This window comes from Deltaproteobacteria bacterium, from assembly GCA_023382265.1.
Lineage (GTDB): Bacteria > JAMCPX01 > JAMCPX01 > JAMCPX01 > JAMCPX01 > JAMCPX01.
In genome coordinates this window covers 54,204-74,657 of record JAMCPX010000056.1, presented here as the reverse complement: position 1 = coordinate 74,657, position 20,454 = coordinate 54,204, and the positions used below count along the sequence as shown (strand labels likewise).

The 20,454-nt window shown below is 40.5% G+C and carries 16 protein-coding genes; 3 read left to right on the top strand and 13 right to left on the bottom strand.

What is annotated here, in order from left to right:
* Positions 1-33: 33 nt before the first annotated feature.
* The 3 genes from M1381_10345 to M1381_10335 all read right to left on the bottom strand — a co-directional run bounded on the left by M1381_10345 (position 34) and on the right by M1381_10335 (position 5,500).
* Positions 34-942 carry a PfkB family carbohydrate kinase gene (locus M1381_10345; protein MCL4479481.1) on the bottom strand — a complete coding sequence of 303 codons (909 nt, stop codon included), beginning with the start codon at positions 940-942 and terminating at the stop codon, positions 34-36.
* Positions 943-1,125: 183 nt separating this feature from the next.
* On the bottom strand, positions 1,126-3,483 hold the full coding sequence (locus M1381_10340; protein MCL4479480.1) for a protein kinase: 2,358 nt from the start codon (positions 3,481-3,483) through the stop codon (positions 1,126-1,128).
* Positions 3,484-3,622: 139 nt separating this feature from the next.
* Entirely contained in the window at positions 3,623-5,500 is a 1,878-nt protein-coding gene (locus M1381_10335; GenBank protein ID MCL4479479.1) for an Ig-like domain-containing protein, read from the bottom strand.
* Positions 5,501-5,585: 85 nt separating this feature from the next.
* On the opposite strand from M1381_10335, the gene M1381_10330 reads away from it, so the two are divergent.
* The 3 genes from M1381_10330 to aroE are packed head-to-tail and all read left to right on the top strand — an operon-like array spanning position 5,586 to position 8,574.
* Positions 5,586-6,770 (top strand): phosphopentomutase, encoded by a 1,185-nt coding sequence (locus M1381_10330; GenBank protein ID MCL4479478.1) that lies wholly within the window; start codon positions 5,586-5,588, stop codon positions 6,768-6,770.
* Positions 6,767-7,723 carry a bifunctional riboflavin kinase/FAD synthetase gene (locus tag M1381_10325; protein MCL4479477.1) on the top strand — a complete coding sequence of 319 codons (957 nt, stop codon included), beginning with the start codon at positions 6,767-6,769 and terminating at the stop codon, positions 7,721-7,723. The genes M1381_10330 and M1381_10325 overlap by 4 nt, the downstream gene beginning before the upstream one ends.
* Positions 7,720-8,574 carry a shikimate dehydrogenase gene (gene aroE, locus M1381_10320; GenBank protein MCL4479476.1) on the top strand — a complete coding sequence of 285 codons (855 nt, stop codon included), beginning with the start codon at positions 7,720-7,722 and terminating at the stop codon, positions 8,572-8,574. Before M1381_10325 ends, aroE begins: the two co-directional genes overlap by 4 nt.
* A gap of 657 nt (positions 8,575-9,231) precedes the next feature.
* Here the strand turns inward: aroE and M1381_10315 are convergent.
* The 10 genes from M1381_10315 to M1381_10270 form a co-directional block, all read right to left on the bottom strand.
* Positions 9,232-10,728, bottom strand: coding sequence for a polysaccharide deacetylase family protein (locus M1381_10315; protein ID MCL4479475.1), 1,497 nt, complete (start codon positions 10,726-10,728; stop codon positions 9,232-9,234).
* A complete protein-coding gene (locus M1381_10310) occupies positions 10,707-12,170 on the bottom strand; it encodes a cobalamin-dependent protein (protein MCL4479474.1) in 1,464 nt (487 codons plus the stop codon). Before M1381_10310 ends, M1381_10315 begins: the two co-directional genes overlap by 22 nt.
* Positions 12,171-12,404: 234 nt before the next feature.
* A complete protein-coding gene (locus tag M1381_10305; GenBank protein MCL4479473.1) occupies positions 12,405-13,178 on the bottom strand; it encodes an acyl-CoA dehydratase activase in 774 nt (257 codons plus the stop codon).
* Positions 13,175-14,386, bottom strand: coding sequence for a 2-hydroxyacyl-CoA dehydratase family protein (locus tag M1381_10300; GenBank protein ID MCL4479472.1), 1,212 nt, complete (start codon positions 14,384-14,386; stop codon positions 13,175-13,177). The genes M1381_10305 and M1381_10300 overlap by 4 nt, the downstream gene beginning before the upstream one ends.
* A gap of 1 nt (position 14,387) precedes the next feature.
* Complete coding sequence (locus M1381_10295; GenBank protein ID MCL4479471.1) at positions 14,388-15,497, bottom strand: 2-hydroxyacyl-CoA dehydratase family protein; 1,110 nt, start codon at positions 15,495-15,497, stop codon at positions 14,388-14,390.
* 268 nt (positions 15,498-15,765) lie between these two features.
* Positions 15,766-16,584: an RNA polymerase factor sigma-32 gene (locus M1381_10290; GenBank protein MCL4479470.1), complete on the bottom strand. Its 819-nt coding sequence runs from the start codon at positions 16,582-16,584 to the stop codon at positions 15,766-15,768.
* A gap of 125 nt (positions 16,585-16,709) precedes the next feature.
* The gene (locus M1381_10285; protein ID MCL4479469.1) at positions 16,710-17,984 is read right to left on the bottom strand and encodes an outer membrane protein transport protein; all 1,275 of its coding nucleotides are present in this window, start codon (positions 17,982-17,984) and stop codon (positions 16,710-16,712) included.
* 54 nt (positions 17,985-18,038) lie between these two features.
* Positions 18,039-18,386, bottom strand: a complete 348-nt coding sequence (locus M1381_10280) for a hypothetical protein (GenBank protein MCL4479468.1) — start codon at positions 18,384-18,386, stop codon at positions 18,039-18,041.
* The gene (locus M1381_10275) at positions 18,379-19,146 is read right to left on the bottom strand and encodes a menaquinone biosynthesis protein (protein ID MCL4479467.1); all 768 of its coding nucleotides are present in this window, start codon (positions 19,144-19,146) and stop codon (positions 18,379-18,381) included. The genes M1381_10280 and M1381_10275 overlap by 8 nt, the downstream gene beginning before the upstream one ends.
* A 22-nt stretch (positions 19,147-19,168) precedes the next feature.
* Positions 19,169-20,293: a CofH family radical SAM protein gene (locus M1381_10270; protein MCL4479466.1), complete on the bottom strand. Its 1,125-nt coding sequence runs from the start codon at positions 20,291-20,293 to the stop codon at positions 19,169-19,171.
* Between the last annotated feature and the right edge of the window lie 161 nt (positions 20,294-20,454).

Here is a 20,454-nt window from a genome sequence, read left to right as displayed (position 1 = left end):
GTCACGCTGACGTAAAAGGATGAAACCTTGCATCTATATGGTTTCAAATATCGTGAGGTGTTTAAATTCCATAAATCGTTTTTCAATGTCATGATGCGTGAGTTTTTTCATACGATTAAGACTGAAATCTTCAACATCGAATGATGCCATAACACTTCCCATAATTATGGCCTGCCGGATGTTTTTATCAGACATACCATCGATTTTTGAAAGATAACCCATAAAACCGCCCGCAAAACTATCTCCAGCTCCGGTAGGATCAAAAACCATTTCAAGTGGATAAGCGGGTGCTGAAAATATGCTGTGGTCGGAAAACATAATCGCTCCGTATTCACCGCGTTTCACAATAATTGTTTTGGGACCATAAGACATGATCGCTTTTGCAGCCTTCACCAGATTTACTTCTTGTGCAAGTTCCCTGGCCTCTGCCTCATTAATGGTAAGGATATCCACATGCCGGATTGTTTTTTTTAATTCATCGGGTTTTCTCTGGATCCAGAAATTCATTGTATCACATGCTACAAGTTTTGGTTCTTTTATCTGTTTTAACACTTCAAGCTGAAGCTCTGGATCGATGTTAGCGAGAAATACATAATCGGTGTCCCTGTATTCTTTGGGAATGTGAGGATTGAATGAAGCAAACACATTAAGCTGGGTATCAAGTGTTTTGGCATTATTAAGATCAAAATCATACTTTCCTTCCCATCGGAACGTTTTCCCTTTTGCCCGCTGAAGTCCGGTTATATCTATCTTTCTCTGCTTAAGAAACTCTATATGCTTCTCCGGGAAATCCATGCCTACAACAGCAACCAATTTTACATCCGTAAAAAAACTGGCGGATGTTGAAAAATATGTTGCAGAGCCACCGAGTACGTCCTCTGCCCTGCCAAATGGGGTTTCAACTGTATCAAATGCAACAGAACCAACGACCAATAAACTCATAACGCTGTCTCCTTTAAATAAAAAATAAAGATATACCGATCTAAACACAAAAGGCAACAATAAGAAAGCCTGCTCGTTGAACGCCGCGGTTTTTCTCCACAGGGGCAAGTCCTGCCCCTGCAATATGTTTTTTGCTATCGCGTGCATTCTTTTTAATGCATTACGCGGGTTAATAACCTTGCATCAGACAACGGCTGTTATTGAGACGAGGAGATCCGATGTCTTATTGAACCGCATGGTTGGTTCCTTTTGCAGGCATTTTACAGTAATATCGTTTAATGATTGAGGTATATCATTCACGATATCTTTCGGCGAAGGAGGAGCCGTGTGTAAATGATGATAGTATATATCTCCTTTTGTAAAAGGCGGAGTACCGGTGATCATTTCAAATAAAACCACCCCAAATGAATATATGTCTGTTCTAAAATCAATTTTATCACCTTTGATCTGTTCAGGAGACATATAATAGGGGGTTCCGATTATCTTTGTTGTATGCTGCGTTGCATCATGGATGATCTTTGCAAGCCCGAAATCCATCAATTTTACTGTACTATCTTCTGTTATCATAACATTCCCGGGCTTTACATCCCTATGTATAACATTTTTATTGTGTGCGTATACAAGCGCTCTGGCAAGCTGTTGAGAAATATTTAATATCCGTTTAAGAGGTAAGCTGCCCCTTGCAGCCAGCATATCCTTCAACATCTTACCCTGCACCAGCTCCATTGCTATATAATACTCATTGCCCTGGTTACCGGCGTCATACACGATTACTATGTTTTGATGATTTAATGCAGCAGCGGACTTTGCTTCCCTTAAAAAATCATTTAAAAGTTCCGCATTGTGCTCGAGATCAATTGAAGGGACTTTGTAAGCCACTTTACGCTCGAGTACATTGTCATAAGCTTCGTATACCTTACCCATATTACCCCTGCCGATCTCTTTGATTATCTCATACCTCTTTATTTCCGATGCCACTTTTTGAAAAGGAGCTGCGGATTGTTTTCTGATTTTATCTATACGTTTTTGTGTATCCTTATAATTGATATCTTCCGCTATAATCTTTTCATAGATCATAAGAGCCTTTTGACTCTCACCCGTATTTTCAAGCGCTACGGCAACACCGTAATATGCATCAATGGTTATTTTATCAAGCGGTTTCTTACCAATAATTTTCTTATACTTTTCAAGTGCCTGTGTATACATGCTTTTATTTATAAAGAGATCCCCGAGCATTACACAAGCACGAATGTAGTCTGATTCTCTGTCGGGGGTCACTTTTTGAAGAACCTGTATAGCAGCATCAACCAGCCCGAGCTGGATGTATTGCTCCGCCGCTTCTATGAATTTCCCCTCCTTGCTCAGTGTGATGATAAGACTTTTCCTGTCTCCAATATACTCATAGAGCTGTTTTGCTTTTATCAGATTACCCGCTTTTTCATAAAATGCTGCAGATGCTTGAAGCTCCATTGCATTCTCGTACATCTCTGCCGCAAGTTCATACTCTTTCGAGCTTCCATACATCTCTCCCGACTTTTTATAATTCCCCGCAATAGCGTAAAGCTCTGCTGCATTTACGTATTCGCCTATCGCTTCATAATGCTGCGCAGCCTTTTCCGGCTGATTTTCTCCCCTGTAATATTCTGCCTTTATGGTATTTGCCTTTACATGATCACCCGCGCTCTCCAATAATTCGGCAGCCTCAATCGGTTTATTCATTTTTAAAAGGACCTCAGCTGCATCAACAGGCTTGTTTGCTTTTTTATAAGCCTGTGCGGCAAGATCATAAAGCCTCATTACTGCATAAATTTTTGCAGCCTTCTCGTGCATATTGATTTTACTCAAGAGATCACCAGTTTTATCGGCAAGTTCTACCATTCTTGACGCATATTCGGGATCAATCTCCATCTTATCCTTTGCATAATCGCTGTTGAATGCTTTCAGATAGCATTGCGCTGCTCTGCTAATGTTGTTTATTTTTAAATACAGCTCTCCCGCATTTTGGAACATCTCTGCTCTCTCATACATCTGCGCTGCTTTTGTATAATCCTTTGCCTGCTCATAAGCACTTGCAGCTTCCGTTGTACTATCTATTGATTCATATATCTGAGCAGCTTTGACAAAATTATTATTACCTTTTGCTATCTTTGCCGCACCGGAAGGATCCCCTGCTTCAAGCATTAAATTTATTGCACTATCGATCTTTTTCATTTGAAGTGCTGCATCTGCGGCTTTTTTCTTTGCACCAGCTTTCAAATACAATTCATAAGCCTTTTGAAGTTTGCCGTCGTACATATAATAATCAGCAGCGGCTGCATAATCGCCATGCCGTAACGCATTTCTTGCAGAGCTTGCAAAATTTGTCTTATTCGAGCTGCCATGAGAGAAAAGCCTTTTTATTATCAAATATGCTAAATAAAATAAGATAATGCCTGCCAATAGTTTTATAATGGAGCTGTAAGGGTCAGTAGCAAGCAGATAAGATAAGCTACCGCGGAGCTTATCAAATAAATCCGATAGATTGTTGGTTACAATATCCATATTTTCTTATTGTCCATATACTATGACTATGGATAGAAATAGATATTACTATTATATGAAAAGTCAATCTACATATTCGACTTCAAATAAAAAAAGGCGGGTTTTACCCGCCTTTTTCGGATTCAATTGTGATACCAAGCTATTGAACAATAACCGGTATAGAGACAACTTCCTTGCCGCCATTACATCCAAAATTGGGCGTTGTGAGGGTGAGGACTAAAAATCCGGAGCCTGGTGTGCTTTGAGCCGTAGTTGATAACACAAAAGTACCTATGGTTCTGGTATGGGCATCGTAGTTCTGAGGAGAAACATTTACTCCACTGAGTCCCTGCAGCGCTGCCGCAATAGTACTCCCTGCAGATAATGCATTGCCATTCATATCACCAAAATATACAGTAAATGCAGATACTGTTGCTGTTGTGGTATTTAATGTAGCAGCAGTCGGTGTAAATGATATTGCAGGTTCACCGGAATACACAACGATGATATGGTTCCATACAGCGGTTTGAGATGACCACTCAGAATTGGTTGGATCAGCTGCCGGTGGGGAATATAGTGCACCGGTCGTGCTTGGCCAGTACCATTCAAGTCCTGTCTTATCATTAATATAAGGTTCAAGAGGGCCTGTTAATGTTATTGTATCTGTAAAACACCCGGCAGCATAAGTACTGCATACAGTACCATCATTTGAATGATACCACGTTGCATAGGTATCATAAGTAAAATCCTGGTTTGCGTCAATCCATGGATCGCCCTGATGTATGACCGGTTCTCCTGGATCATGGACACCATTCTGATTTTCATCATTAAACCATTCCTCCCCATAAGTATACGCAACAACCTCATTCCATCCGTTTACCGGAGTAGTTGCCACAGCAGTAAATGGTTGGGTAGTTTCCGTTGTATCAAATGCATTATCATACAGAGGGACATCTGATGGCCATGGAATTAGCATTATCTGTGGAAGGATACTTGAATAAAGTGTCGTACTTGCTTGTCCGTTTACAGTATATGCAATTGGAGCTATCAGCCCGCCGCGGGAAGAAAAATACACTGGAGTACCATCCGGTACAGGGTTTGAGTATCTATCCGTTAGATAAACACTCACCTGATCCGGTTCTCCATAACAGGTTAACCCCCGCATATTGGCATGCACTACTGCCATACCAAAATGGACTCCACCTGCAACAGGGCCTCCATCTACAACAATCCATGCGGAATTGGTAAATGTCTGTCCACTTATTGAATAAGCTGCTGTAACGAGTGCAACACCAGAATGTGTACCGCTGCTAAAAAGTGCGGAAGCGGTGCTGCTAACCGTTTGTGTGGTAAATGCAGTTCCAAGATTTGCACCGGATGAAGAAATAAACGCGCATCCCCCCGGATTATTGTTTATTGTGTATGTTACCGCAGTGTTGTTAGGGACAGCATTACCTGCCGCATCACTCGCTGTGAGTATTAGTGTCGTCAGATTTGGTTTAAACGGTGTAACCCTGAGTTCTGTTACGGTTGCAGTAAGATTAGACGCCACAAAAGTAGTAGGCGTTGTCCCTGTTCCAGAATTACCACTACCGCTGCTATTACTATTACCGCTGCTGCTGCCGTTGCTACTACTATTACTGCTGCTTGTTCCTGTAAATTGAATCGACGTATAATTGCTAATACCTCCTACATTTGCTGTTACCATTGCCTGGTTTGCTGTTGTAGTACTTTGCAGATTTATTGAGGCTGTACCGCCATTTGTAGGGACATCTGCTGTTTGCCCTAAAACGGTTGGTGTAACGAAATCGCCCTTGGTTGTTTGAAAATGTACAACAGTACCATCGGTAACACTCAAGCCTGTATAAGATTTCACTGTTGCCGTAATAACGGTGGTTGAAGTCCCATCCGCAGGAATCGAGTACTGTGCAGCAACGACCTGTACGTAATAACCTGCTGCTGTGTTTGAAGTTTTCGTTGCTGTACAGCTTGCAATAACCATAAAAAACAATCCTATGATCAAAGATACATATTTCATAATACCCTCCTTCTTATTGACTTATCTATACCAAATTTTTTATTTATTGTATATACTACAGCATAATTTTGTTGATGAAGCAAGAATGTTAAAGTTTATAAAGAAAATAATTGTTATTGTGCTTGACGGTGCCGGCATAGGTGAAATGCCGGATGCATGCGACTATGGAGATGCAGGCAGCAATACACTTGTAAACATAGCAAAGGCAGTAAATGGTCTGAGTTTGCCTAACATGTATAAACTCGGGCTTGCAAATATTGTTGATTTCCCCTTCCGGTTTCCGGAACCATATCCGGAAGGTTTTTTCGGCAAGGCAATGGAACAATCAAAAGGTAAGGATACAACAACAGGGCACTGGGAAATAATGGGTCTCATAACCACAGAACCGTTCAGGGTATTTACACACGGTTTCCCCGATGAAATCATAAAACGGTTTGAAGCGGCCATCGGTAAAAGGGTTATAGGTAACAAACCCGCATCTGGAACGGTAATACTTGAAGAACTCGGAGAGCAGCATATAAAAACGGGTATGCCTATTGTTTATACATCCGCTGACAGCGTGTTCCAGATAGCGGCACATGAGAATGTGATCCCTGTCAACGAGTTATACGATTATTGTAATATCGCGAGAAAGATGCTAAACTCTTACAATGTCGGTAGGGTCATAGCAAGGCCATTTGTAGGCACTCGGGGTCATTTTAAAAGAACATCACGCAGAAAAGATTTTTCAATACCACCAGGTTCGGACACCGTTCTTGATATATTAAAGAATCACGGGCTTGATGTTATCGGTATAGGTAAGATAGGAGACATATTTGCAGGTAAAGGCTTAACAGATTCCATCCATTCGACCGATAATAATGATGGAATAAACAAAACTATCGAGGCTTACAGAACAATCGAACATGGTATTGTTTTTACAAACCTTGTTGATTTTGATACTCTATACGGTCATAGGAATGATGTACGGGGTTTTAAGAATGCACTTGAGGAGTTTGATACGCGATTAAAGGATCTTATAAATATAATGGATGAGCAATCGATGATGATAATAACCGCTGATCACGGGTGCGATCCGACAACTCAGGGAACAGATCATTCGAGAGAGTATATACCGATTCTTGTTTACATGAATGGAATAAAAGGTAAATCTCTCGGGATAAGATCAAGTTTTACCGATATAGGAAAAACAATATTAAAGAGTTTTTCAATACACGGAGACATAAAAGGAACCGATTTCTTTGATACCATTATTCAGGATAGGCTATGAACGTTCTTAACAATATAAATAAAAACAGTACACTCGACGGGTGTGTACTGACAATAGGTAATTTCGACGGTGTGCATGTTGGCCACAGATATATACTCAAAGAAGCAATTTCTAAGGCAAGGCTACTTGGCGCAGTTCCTGTTGTTATGACATTTGAACCTCATCCCTATAAATTTTTTAACCACGATGAAAAATACTATCTCCTTCTGCCTTACGAGGAAAAGTATGACATGATAAAAGAGATAGGCATAGAGACTATTGTTGTCACAGATTTCACAAGTTCCTTTGCAACACTCTCACCTCATGAGTATGCAAGAAGGATACTAAAAGAACTTATCAATCCCTCTACAATCATCGTGGGTAATAATTTTACATTCGGCAGGATGGCAAGCGGGGATGTATCACTTTTAAAAACATTCGCCAGTGAATTTGGTTTTAATGTAAATATTGTTTACCCCTATATTGTAGACGGAAGGGTTGTATCAAGTTCAAAGATCAGGGAATACTTGAAATATGGACAGATTGAAGATGCCGCGCGGTTTCTTGGTTATAAGCCTTATATAAAAGGTAGGGTCGTAACAGGCACGCACCGCGGCACAAATATTCTCGGATGTCCGACGGCTAACATAGAAACCGGATGGGAGCTTATTCCACAAAACGGCGTCTACGTTGTAAAGGCAATAGTAAATAATCAAAGCTACAATGCCGTAGCAAACATAGGTTTGAATCCAACTTTCGGGGGACATGAATTAAAAATTGAAGTACACATACTCGATTTCAATAAAAACATTGTTGGTGAATATGTAAAAGTAGAATTTATTCATAAGATAAGGGATGAAGAACGGTTCTCGAGTGCGGAAGAGCTAAAACAAAAGATCCTAAACGATATAAAAACTGCAAAAAACATATTTTCATCTGAGATCGGTACATCCAAAATAAAGGTTCGTGTATGACGGAGATACTGGGTATAGTTGGTCATCCACTCGGCCATAGCGTATCCGTTCCCATGCAGATGTCTGCCATTTTCAAACTCGGTATGGACTATGTGTATATGAGCTTTGATATAATGCCGCAGGATCTATCCTTTGCCGTTCAACAATTCAAGCACGAAGGCTTAAAAGGTTTTAATGTAACCATCCCGTATAAAGAAGCAATCATTCCGTACCTTGATGATATGGATGTTAAAGCCCATCAAATAGGTGCCGTAAATACGGTGAACAGGGAAGATGGAAAGCTAAAAGGCTATAACACGGATTGGCTCGGGTACATACATTCACTAAAACAGGAACTTGATTTTAATCCATCGGGCAAGCGTGCAATTATTATAGGAGCCGGAGGGGCATCAAAAGCAGTGGCATTCGCATTACTTGAGTCAGGGATAAATTTTTTGCTCATAGTTAACAGAAGCATAGCCCGTGCAGAATCACTTTCAAAACATCTCGGAACATACTTTAAAGCCTCCGATATACGGGTGCTCCCGCTTGATCGTATAAATGAGGTATCGAATAACCGGTATGACCTTATTGTTAATACTACATCGGTTGGAATGAAAGAAAGCGGCAGTATCAATATAGACTTCTCAAGATTAAAAAAGGATGTAATAGTATCCGACATTGTTTATAACCCGATAGAAACACCCTTTTTAAAATCAGCAAAACAATATGGATTAAAAACGCACAATGGCACTGGTATGCTCTTATATCAGGGGATGGAAAGCTTCAGGATCTGGACAGGCATTACACCACCTATTGACGTTATGCGTGAAGCAATGCTTAATGCACTAAAAGAGCATGAACTATTGTGATGCCTGCCGGCTTTAGATTATCTTTTTTGCACAGCCTCATTAATATTTAACTTATAAATATTCAATCACAAAAATCAATTTTACAATTCCAGTCTCTTATGCTTTACATATAATCAAGACTGAATGCGACCTTATCCACCTCTGAACGCAGATTAGAATTTAGTTTCCGGTCAACCGGGAATTAGAAGATATAAAGCTTTACGGAGGGTTTATGACATATTTTAACAGCGTGTTCCGCACTCACACGATCCAGTATGCAGCCTTGGGGTTGGTTTTATAGTGGTGCAAATACAAATGCACAATTATTCTTTTATACTTCTGATGGTTCCTATTGCAGCAGCTCCGGGACTATTTCAACAGATCCATCCTTGTACCAGTCTTCTACAGCCTATCCTGGCTGCAGCACCATTGTGCCTGGTTACAACCAGGGGTGTGCGGGGTATAATGCAGCAAGCGAGATAGGTAACTGTCAAAACGGAAAGGTAAGCTTACGGCATGCCGCTTGATACTATAGAAGCAACAAAGGTGTATTAGAGAAACATATATAACATGAAGCATAAGAAAAAAGTAGTAATACCAATATATAGATAATTACTGATATAGATTAATTTAACATAAGATGAAATTTACACACTACTACTTCCTTTTTTCTTAATGCTATGTCTTTTTTGCCATGACCTCAAGGAGGACCCCCCCAAGGAATACTCTATTGCTGAATCCCAGATTCAATCCATGGGTTTGTATGACTACTGGTGTAAGCCCGGCTTGCAGAAGGGCCCTCCTGATCCCGGGTATGCTCCTTGCGTGAAGCCATACCCCCTGCCGCATTGCATTGCCAACCTGTGTCCAGAAACGAAAAAAAGTCCGGTGTGCTGTAGTAAAATATAATGTGCCTTCTTGTTCAAGATGATCTGATAATAGTTTAATCAGGGCTGCAATGTCCGGGACATACTCCAAAGATGAAAACGCACAGATATGATTAAACCTTCTGTCCAGAGAGATTTCCTGGATATCGCCCCTTACATATTTTATATTCGTCAAATGCTTGTGTACTGCCTTATGTTCAAGGATTTTCAGCATCCTGACGGACACGTCAACTGCCATGACCTCTTTTGCCATGCGTGCCAGCTCAAGCGTGTACATGCCTGTGCCCGGGCCGATCTCAAGAACACTGTCCGATGGCCGGACAAAACCCGGTAGTCTCTTTATTACCGCGTCATGTTCCGGTTTCCTTGAGATCGCAACCAATGTACCCTGCTGTTCATCATCATACGATCCTGCTATACCGTCGTAAAATGCGGCTGTGGGATTGGAACTGTTGCCTTCTCCGGCAGGGACCATAACTGGCCGCCCGATCAAATCTGAAAGCGGGATAATTTTAAACCCCTTTGACAGTATTCCTTTTATTAAATCCTCGGTTTCCCTGAGCCAGTGATCGATCTGTTCTTTTGTTTTGGGTGTGCAATCATGCAGCATAACAACATCCCCTGCCTTTACATGTCTGAGGATTCTGCGGGCAATCCCCTGCATCCTCCGGTTCCCAAAGTCCCGGCCGCGGCGGGAGAATGTAATGCAGTATAAACCTTGTCTCAGAAGCACTGGCCACAACCTCGGGTTCACGATACCGGCCGGCGGTCTGAACATGAGCGGACGGACACCGTATGCTGCCAGCACACGCTGACATTGTATAATCTCTTCTCCGAGGACTTTTGAGGATTTCAGCATCAGAAAAACGTCATGGTTCATTGAGTGATTTCCGAGATCATGCCCCTTGGAAAGTATCCCCTCTATGAGATCCGGATAAGACGCAGCTTTTGCACCTATCACGAAGTGCGTGGCATGGAGACCGTATTTATCCAGCAGGTTTAGCAGGAGCGGTGTGGTTTCCGGAGACGGTCCGTCATCAAAGGTGAGTGCCACGGCAATTTTCTGTTTAGCCCCATGGGTAATAACTGGCATAAAGAACCATAATCCCGGGAAAAACGGTGCGACTAAACAAAGGATGATGAACACTGACAGGGGCACAACAAACATGGAAGGCGATACAAAAAAAAGAACGACCGAAATCTGGATGGCTGTGATGCCTGCAAGTACTGCGATGGAAAGCGGAAACACTGTTACCTGCACAGGTGCTACTGGATCAGTTTTTCCCATAATGGTCCTGTACGGCCGCGGCTGTACATACGGGAGATGACCTTCTCCATATTTTCCCCGCCGGATCCGGTAATCCAGTTAGGCCGCCCGTGTGACCGCTCCCGTACTGTGCGTACAATCATGTTATTCCACATGGGATCGGTCTGATAAAATACCTGGCGGGTGAAGACATCGTTGTATTCAGGGTTGCCCTCGTTCAAGGCAATGGTGTGCAGGAAAGTCCCGGGGTAGATCCGCATTCTGAAAAAAAAGAACAGCACCGTTTGCTCGAGTTTTTCAGCATTATCCAGCGTCTCCTTAAGTGTCTGTTCGTTCTCACCCGGACCGCCTACGATAAGGTAGTGTGCAACAAACAGGCCTGCATCGCGTGCCATACGGTGGCTCTCAAACACCTGTTCAAGCTTGAACGGTTTATGATAAGAAGACAGGGTCGCATCGCAAAGTGCATCCGTACCAAACTCCACATGGGTCAGGCCGCAGTCCGCCATCTTACGGAAATAGTCCGCAGGCAGGTGTCTCGGCGTGAAAAAACCTCCCCATGGAATACTGATGCGATTGCGTACGAATGCTTCAGCCACGGCAATGCTGTGAGCAACATCCGCATTGAATGAAGAATCTGTTATATAGATAAATTTTGCCCCGGCATCCTGAAGCTCCCGCGCCGTCCGGCCGACCGATTCGGGTTCAAAGCACCGCATATAGCTGCCGTCGATGAGCGGGTAGGTGCAGTAGATGCACCTGAATGGACACCCTCGCTTGGTCTGGAGATTGAGTATACCTCCGTTTTTCAGGTAAAAATTCAGATAGGGGCGGTTTTTATCAAATGCCCTTGTAACAGTACCTTCCCATAAAGAGGAATTCTCTGTCATCTTCCCACCGTTTACCCCGTTTGAGAAAGCAGTTGATTTAAATCCGGGGTTCACGATCACCCCGGGCAGAGCAGAAACGTCGTCTCCTTTTTCTATGGCATCGACGAGCTGTGCAAGCCGTTCACCATCCCCGACGATCCCGTATTCCGCATCCAAAGTCTGCATGAACTGTTCCGGGAATATGCTGAAAGCACTTCCCCCAAGAACAACCTGTGCACGTGTCGCCCGCCTGACCATCGATATTACATCCTTATACTGATCGATGAATTGCTGTGTATTAATTGAATCCGACGTATCCACGTTCCTCAGGGACAATCCTACAATATCGGGCGCAAATTCCCTTATCCTAGTTTCAATTTTATCAGGCTCATCCCCCTCAAAGCAAAGATCGATAATATGCGTTTTATGCGGAGGAGTTATGGCCCCTGCAACATAATCCAAGCCTATAGGATATACAGGGTATGGGGTCGTGAGTCTGTTCGTTGCCAGAAGCAATACTTTCATTTTTTCATTTACTCCATCGCATGTTTTGTAAATTAACCCATTTACACCTGCTTTTTTTATAGCAGGCATTAATAATAAGTAAAGCTGCACTTTTTGCTACAGGTGTAACTGGGTTAATAGGTTTGTTGGTCATTTTAACCACTTAAATATCATACCGATTACCGGTTTACAAATTAAAATGTGATCATCTGTAAAGAAACGATTTTGCGGCTACAGGTCTTTGAAAATATTACCCGTTAATCCCTCTAACCCTATACTGATAGAGTCCCTTAATTTTACCGGTGGCAGGCATGTATAAATATTTTACTGCCCCATGGCTATGACGGCAGCACCAAGAGCACCAATTATCTGGGGTTCTTCTGGTACAAGTATACTTGTTGCAAGCTTATCCGCAAGTCTTTGAACAAGTGCCTGATTTTTAGCCATTCCTCCGCTCATTGCTACCTCTTTTTCTGTACCGACCCTGCCAACAAGTGCAGCAACCCTGTCTGCAATAGACTTCATAATAGCCCATGATATATCGGGTACGATATTACCCTGTGATAAAAGGGAAACAATCTCTGATTCTGCAAAGACCGTACAGGTACTGCTGAGCAGAAGTTCGTTACTATGATTAAGGGCTGAGTCGGATATCCCATTAAGTGAGAGCCCGAGTGCATGGGCCATAACCTCTACAAACCTGCCAGTGCCTGCTGCACATTTATCGTTCATTGCAAAATCAAGGACCTTGCCGTTATTACCAATCTTCATAACCTTACTGTCCTGTCCCCCTACATCAATGAGCGTTCTCGCTTGAGGAAACACAATCGATATGCCCTTTGCATGACAGCTTATCTCCGTTTTCTGTATAGCCGATTCGGAGAATCTTTTTCTGCTGTAGCCTGTTGTAACAGTACCTGTAATATTCTCCTGCTTGAGACCTGCCTTTTTAAGTACCTGCTCAAGCACGTGAGTCCCTGAAGCCAGGCTGTCATAGCCTATTGGCTGAACATAGTAACCGAGAATACTTTTATTCTCATCAATCAAAACGGCCTTTGCCGTTAAGGAACCTACATCAATACCTGCAAAATATTTCATTTTTCAAAACCTTCCAAGAATGCCTCCACCCTTGTTTCTACCTGTGCATCGGAAAACATTCTGGGGTCATTCATATCTGCTTCAATGATAAGGCATGGCTTACCGGTTCTTTTTGTAATTTCTTCTTTTATAAGGTACTGTCCTATCGAATAAGGTTTACAGCTTCTGTCGGAATGAAATACAATACCGTCAAGTGAAAATTCATTTATCAGGTTAACAAGGTACTCAATCCTATAGTTAAAATCCCTGTTTATGTAAGGTGAGAGATAAGCTCTTGCAAGCTCATCATAAGCCTTTGCCTCATCAAGATTTATGTCTATATCGCCCTCTATGGCTGCCCATGAGTTTGTGTATGTGGATACAACAAGTGCAGCACCGCGATTGCCGAGCATTTCAGAAAGGTATTTCATCTTATACCATATGGGTAGATTATCCCATAACAGCCTGATCCTCTCATGCTGTATTGAGCCAATGCCTTTGTTGCTGCGATCAACAAGCTCATCATAAAACTGCCGGTAATAATCAACCGCCCTTTGTGTACCCCTGAGTGTTACAATAGGTGCGAGATGAATAAATGTGTCAAAAGAGTTTATGGGCGATGGCTTTTTCTTCCCGATCTCCAGGATCTTCTTCCATAACGCGGATGTTTCTCCTGCCAAAATGAGCGTTTCTCTGAACTTATCCTTATCAAAAGGCTTTTTTAATGTTCTGGATAAAAAATCCTGTAACCCGTAAAATTGTTTTACAACATAATCCTTAGCATCCTGAGTCATACCGTCATGTAAAAACGGCATATCAATCATATACATCGGGACATTATATTTTCTTGCATGTATTGCAAACCAGTTTACAACCGTATGGCATATATTCGTTCCCACAATAAGCATATCCGGTTTTGGTAAACCCATGATAGGTCCACCCTGAGTCATATCTACGCCTATGTTTGTTCTTGCATAAGAGCAAACATCCATTGAATATCCTGCTGCTTCACTTACCTCTATAAGATCTTTACTGACCCTTGTTATTGCACACATTGGTGCGTAATTCTCAGGATATACAGGTATTACGCCCATTGAATAAAGAAACTCTACAGGTGCGCCCGATGTAATCCATGCCACAGGGGTATTGTTGTACGAAGCGTTCTTTGCTTCAAGATAATACGCCGCCATTATTTCTTTCATTGTGGATGACACATTAAATTGTGTCATTCTACACCTCCATAAGCTCTTTAAATGCCTGAAGTCTTGTTTTTATACTTTCAAAGCTGTTCATCTGTAATTCGACTTCGAAGACATGGGTTTTAACATTATGCTGCTTCAAATGATCTATTATATCCGGTCTATCAAATGCCTCCGGCTCGCAGAACTTTATTTGCCAGAAAACAACGGTTGCTTTGTGTGCTTTTGCTTTTTTAAGAAGGTGTTCCTTTCTATCCCTTGAAGGGTCATACAATGTAGAGCAAGGCTCTCCGCCGAACAAGTATCTATCAAGACTTTCTTGATCTATTCCCTGAAGTACGCCCTTTGAATATAGTCTTGATCCATTGGTCAGATCATCATCGGCAACAGCCAGCCCTACTTCATCAAATATCTTCGTAAGGGATAACGGCTCCGCGGTAATTCCAGATATGATAACTCTATAATTGTCTTCACTGTTAACTGGTTTATTCTTTAACTCGTGGATAACAGGTTCCAACAACTTTATGTATTCATCTACCGGCAGGAATAAACCCGCATTTATAATAGAATAAAAATCATACGCGGATATAATCGCAGGACTTCTGCGCCGCAGATCATACAACTCGTTTATCAGTACACCCAGCCTTTCATAAATGGCCTTTGCCTTATTAAAGTTCTCTAAAGAAAAAATATTGCCGGTGATCTGCTCAAGAGCTGATATTGTTTTTTCCATTTGTGCTTTTGTAAATGAGCTTCTCGCTGGGATTGAAGATGCAAAAGGTATCATAAAGTTTATTGTCCTTTTATTCTTGAATAATTTTTTAAAAATCTCGGAAAGGTTTTGCTGGTTATCACACATGGTTGTGAATATAAATCCATCCACATAGTCCATATCCCCTTTTAAAGCCTGCTCAAGTATCGTTCTTGTAGTTGTACAGGAGAATGACTGAAGATATGTATCTGCCTGGACAATAGGGATATTCTCTCCAATATAAGCAACAGGATAAGCATCAAGTGCCGTGATAACAACCTTAGGGAAATATGCAGGCATAACACCTATGACCTTTCTCCCAGTTTTTTGCTTCCAGTATTTTACCGTTCCAATGCTATCCGAATTTATCCCTTTAAATTTTTCAAACATACTTCCACCATTTCATATATTATTTAAAATAATAACAAAAAAATATTTATTGCAAGCAATAAAGGGTATATGGCCCTTTTGCAAATAGTGCGAACGGTTTTCTACAGGAGGCGGACGGCGGCGTTAAAGGAACAAACATCCCTATTACATCTTTGGAGTTAATTGCAGGGTCATTACTTACTGAACAAACCGCGTTATGCCGGCAAATATGTTTTATAAACAAAACGATAATAAAGGCAGGAATAGACATCCCTGCCTTTAAATTTTTTTAATTTACAATAGCCGGAACTATAGAATGTTTTAACTTTGTAAGCGCTTTTTGTTCGAGCTGTCTTACCCTTTCCTTAGATATGTTGTATCTATCGCCTATTTCTTGAAGTGACAGTGGATTTTCCGACATAACCCTGTACTTAATAATATACTTCTCTCTGTCTGGTAAAAGTTCAAGTGCATGGTTAACCGTCTTTTTCAGCACTTTTCTTTCTTCTATCTTACTTATATTTCCTTCTATGTCTTCTGTTTCGTCTGTTAGCTGATCAAGATGTGTCTCTCTGCTTTCTTCATCAAGTGTCGTATCAAGAGAAACATCGCTTAACCTAAGCCTGTTCTCAAAATCTTTTGCTTTTTTCTCAATCTCAAGCTCGTCAATTGATAATTCAACGTTGTTTTGATTAGCAGATTTCTTATTCAAAGAATAAAAAAGCTTTCTTTGAAGCTGTGTAGTCCCGATCTTAACAAGGCTCCATGTTTTCATTATGAAATTCTGTATATAAGCCCTTATCCACCAAACCGCATATGAAATGAGTCTGAAACCTTTATAAGGGTTGAACTTCTTAACTGCCATCATCATGCCAAGATTACCCTCTTGTATCAAATCCATGAGCTTTGTGTGATAGTGCCTATATTCAAGTGCTATTTTAACAACAAACCTAAGATTTGCAGTTACAAGCTTATGTGCCGCATCTATGTCCTTATGTTCATAGTATTTTATAGCTAACTTTTCCTCTTCCTCTGGTGTAAGAAGAGGGTATTTCTCTATCTGCGCAAGATATTTTGAGATGTTATCATTTACAACTTTTATCTGCATATTCCCTCCTTTTCTTTTAACGTATTATATTATACACTGTTATTGATAATTTCAAGTACTTTTTAAAATAAATTGTTATCCAAGATTAGAATACATTTTAACTATTTAATATATAAGCTTTTTTATTAAAACTTATAATTATAGAGCAAGGTAATCTTCTCGATATCAGCCTTATACAAACCATTTGATGACGGTTGAATAACACTTTCGGTAACATTCGCATCCTGTGTAATGTTATGGTCAAAGCCAATTCCGATAGTTGAAGATTTTGTTATATCATAATTAGCCTCAGCAAATAACTCGATTTTATTAAATTCAAGATTAAGGGCGTATATGTGATTAAGCGGGATACCAGAGGGATCATAAGTTGCACCTGCTGCTATTAGCCACTTTTTGAATCCTTTGTAGCCCGTCCAGATCTTTGAACTTAGAGTATCTTCAAAACCCGTCAGCATATTTTCTTCTCTGTTTGCAAGAACGTTTGATGCATCATAAAGTTTTATATGAATGGTTTTATATATTGACCAATTGATCCATTGTTCTGTTATATCAACAATCCATGAAGGCGTCGGCTCAAAATGTATACCAAGAGCTACCATTTGAGGCATTGAGAAAGACAATTGTGATTTTGCCGTAAATTGGGAAGAACCGATTAGGCTTGCCATCTGAGGTGAAATTGTAATATCGGCATTACCTTCTAAGGTATAATATGTTCTTGCCATATACGATAAGCCCGCGGTAAAATTATGCGTTGGATGGTAGTATATCCCCGCATTCCAACCGTAGGTAGAACCCGTATTGTTTTTTAAATGAACCTTTGCTTCGTACAAAGGATTTTCATCGGAAGGATTTACGGTATCAAGGGTTGTACTTTCATGCACATCAAGCGAACCATATACGTAACTAATCCCGGCACCGATTATTAATGCGGGTGTTATCTTGTACGTCAAGGCCGGTGTAATATTCACTATAGCGAGTGTTTCAGAAATACCATTAAAACGTTCAGGACCATTTGAAGGATAGTTTGCGATTCTTGCGAACGGTGCATAAATGCCCAAACCAAATCCAAAGTTTTTCGGTAACTCAAATGTTGCAGCGAATGTTGGTAAGGGTGCCCAGTCATTAAAACTAACCCTGTTATAAGGAGACCCGTTTTGATTAACACCATATCTTTGATAGCTAACATATTCATAGGTAGGCTCTAAAGTAAAAAATATGCTGTTCCCCTTTATTGCACCGATTGCTGCCGGATTCCAGTATACACCTGCACCATTAGCCACACCGGGACCTGAAAGCTCGCCGCCAAGCCATGGAGAAGTGTATCCATTGGAAAACGCAGACACGGGTATCAGTAATATAGTAAGTAAAGCTATAGATATTCTTATTGAATACCTTTTCATAATCTACCTCCACAATTAAGATTTAAAGTTATCAGCATAGTGTTATGCTTTTAATTAATCTAACTTTATGACCCGGTTTTCTATCATAAAGTATAATATCTCTTTTGTATACTCATCCGGCGTCATATCAAAATTATCAAAATCAAACAAAGACATCAGGACATATTTTAACTCTTCATATCCCTCCGGTTTTTCCTTTTGTAAAGCCTGTACAATAAGCCAATCATCACTATCTTCTGGAAAAGGATTTTTTATACACTGAACGGTAAACCTTATCCTTGATATCTCATCTTCATTAAGCCCAAAACTGTCTTCGTACTGATCAAAATCGGTTCCATTTTCTTCATCGTACAGATCAGAGTCCGGCTTATTAAAATCCTCCTCGGTTTTTTTATTATCCATGCCATACCTCCTTTATTCGTTTTACATAAGATATAAACAACTCAAGACTTTTATCTACAGTTTCTGTTTGCCTGTAAATAAACAAATGCCAGTAATCTTCTATAATAGAAGGACTGAGGGATAATTCTGCTGCACGTTTCTTTGCCATTGATTTTTCATACTTGCCGAAAACGTCAAGAGACGCGCTCAATATGCCAATCAGACGCTGTCTATCCGGCTTTTTCATATTTTTATTTACTGCCCATATAGCAAAAACAAAAGGTAAGCCTGTCCATTTATACCACTCCTCACCAATGTCATATATATATTTAAACCCTTTTAACCCGATATGTGTATAAGTGAGCGCAGCATTTCCTATAAAAAGATAAGCATCGACATTGTCGGGCTCGGGATTATCAATATATTCAATGGATGATATGCCGTACCTGTTTTCCAGTATAATCCTGAGCAATACCTTAGATGTCGATGTTTGATTTGTTATGCCGATCTTACGCAATTTCAATTTTTCCAGAGGTGCTTTTGAAAACAGGGTAACACTGCCTGCTTTTGATTTTACTGCAACGCATAACTTATCAAGAGGTTCATAAGTATCTTGAAGCTTTAAGAAATCCATGACAGAGATAGTCCCTGCATCAAGTGCATCTTTCCTATGGGCAAGTTCTCCCATCCTTCTTGGATATACAGAAACAAGGTTTATCAGAGGTTCTTCCTTTTCATATTCAAGCGTATAAAAAAAAGGATCTACATTAATATATGGCATACGCGCGATTTTCATAGCTTCACTATTTATCGTACAATTTTATTATTTTATATATTCCGTCTCTCTGAGCAGGTACGTAACCGGCATCCTTGATTATATTGACCATTTTATCTTTTGCAAGACCGTAAGGTGTTTTTGCACCTGCTGCGTGTGTTACCTTTTCTTCACCTATCGTGCCATCTATATCATCGGCTCCAAAATGGAGCGCTATTTGTGTAATACCTTCCGACAGCATAACCCAGTAAGCTTTTATGTGTGGAAAATTGTCAAGATAAAGCCGTGACAATGCTATAATCTTAAGTTTGCGTATAGCAGAAGGAGTCCGGACCTTTCTGTACATAGGCGTATTGTCCGGATGAAAAACTAAAGGAACGAATGTAAGAAACCCGTATGTCTGATCCTGAAGTTTTCTCAGTTCTTCAAGGTGATTGATAATATCGTCATCCGTTTCGATATGACCGTAAAGCATTGTGGCGTTAGTTTTTATGCCGAGTGAGTGTGCCGTTCTATGGGTTTCAAGCCATACATCTTTTTGTTCTTTCCCTTTAAATAACATGGCTCTGATATGATCGGATAACATCTCCGCTCCTCCGCCAGGCATTGTATCCAGGCCTGCATCAAGTAATTTGGATAACACATCATGGATTGTTGTTTTATAAAGACTTGCAAAAAAGTTAATCTCGGTCGCAGTAAATGCTTTAACAGTTATTCCGGGGAAATTTGTTTTTATTATTTTTATCATTGATATGTAATAATCAAAAGGCAAATCGGGATTAAGACCGCCAACAATATGGACCTCATCAAGATTATCGCCATACAGTTTCAGGCTGTTAATAATGTGATCTATGTCTAAAACGTATGCATCTGATGCATGTTTTCCTCTTTTAAATGCACATACCTGACAATGAACCCTGCAGACGTTTGTGTAGTTTATGTGTTTGTTTACTGTAAAATAGATAAGGTTACCGCTTTTCACCTTTTTTTTATACTCAGCCATTGCACCAATCAGATGTATATCTGATGAATTTAAGATTAACTTTGCATCAAAAGAATCAAGCCTTGTATGGTTAGTTATCTTCTCAGCCACACCAGTTAGTGATGAATCCGATACCGGCGTATTTAAAAATAATTTTTTCTGTATTAGCATAGTCTATTATGCGTTATATTTGATAGTATTCAACCAGATATTTATGAGTTTTCTTTTTTTCATCAAGGTAAGCTCAATTAATGTATGTTCTATACACCTTTTAAATAATTTGCAAGGATAGTATAATATTTTGCTAAGGTTAAGCTATAAGATAACGTAAT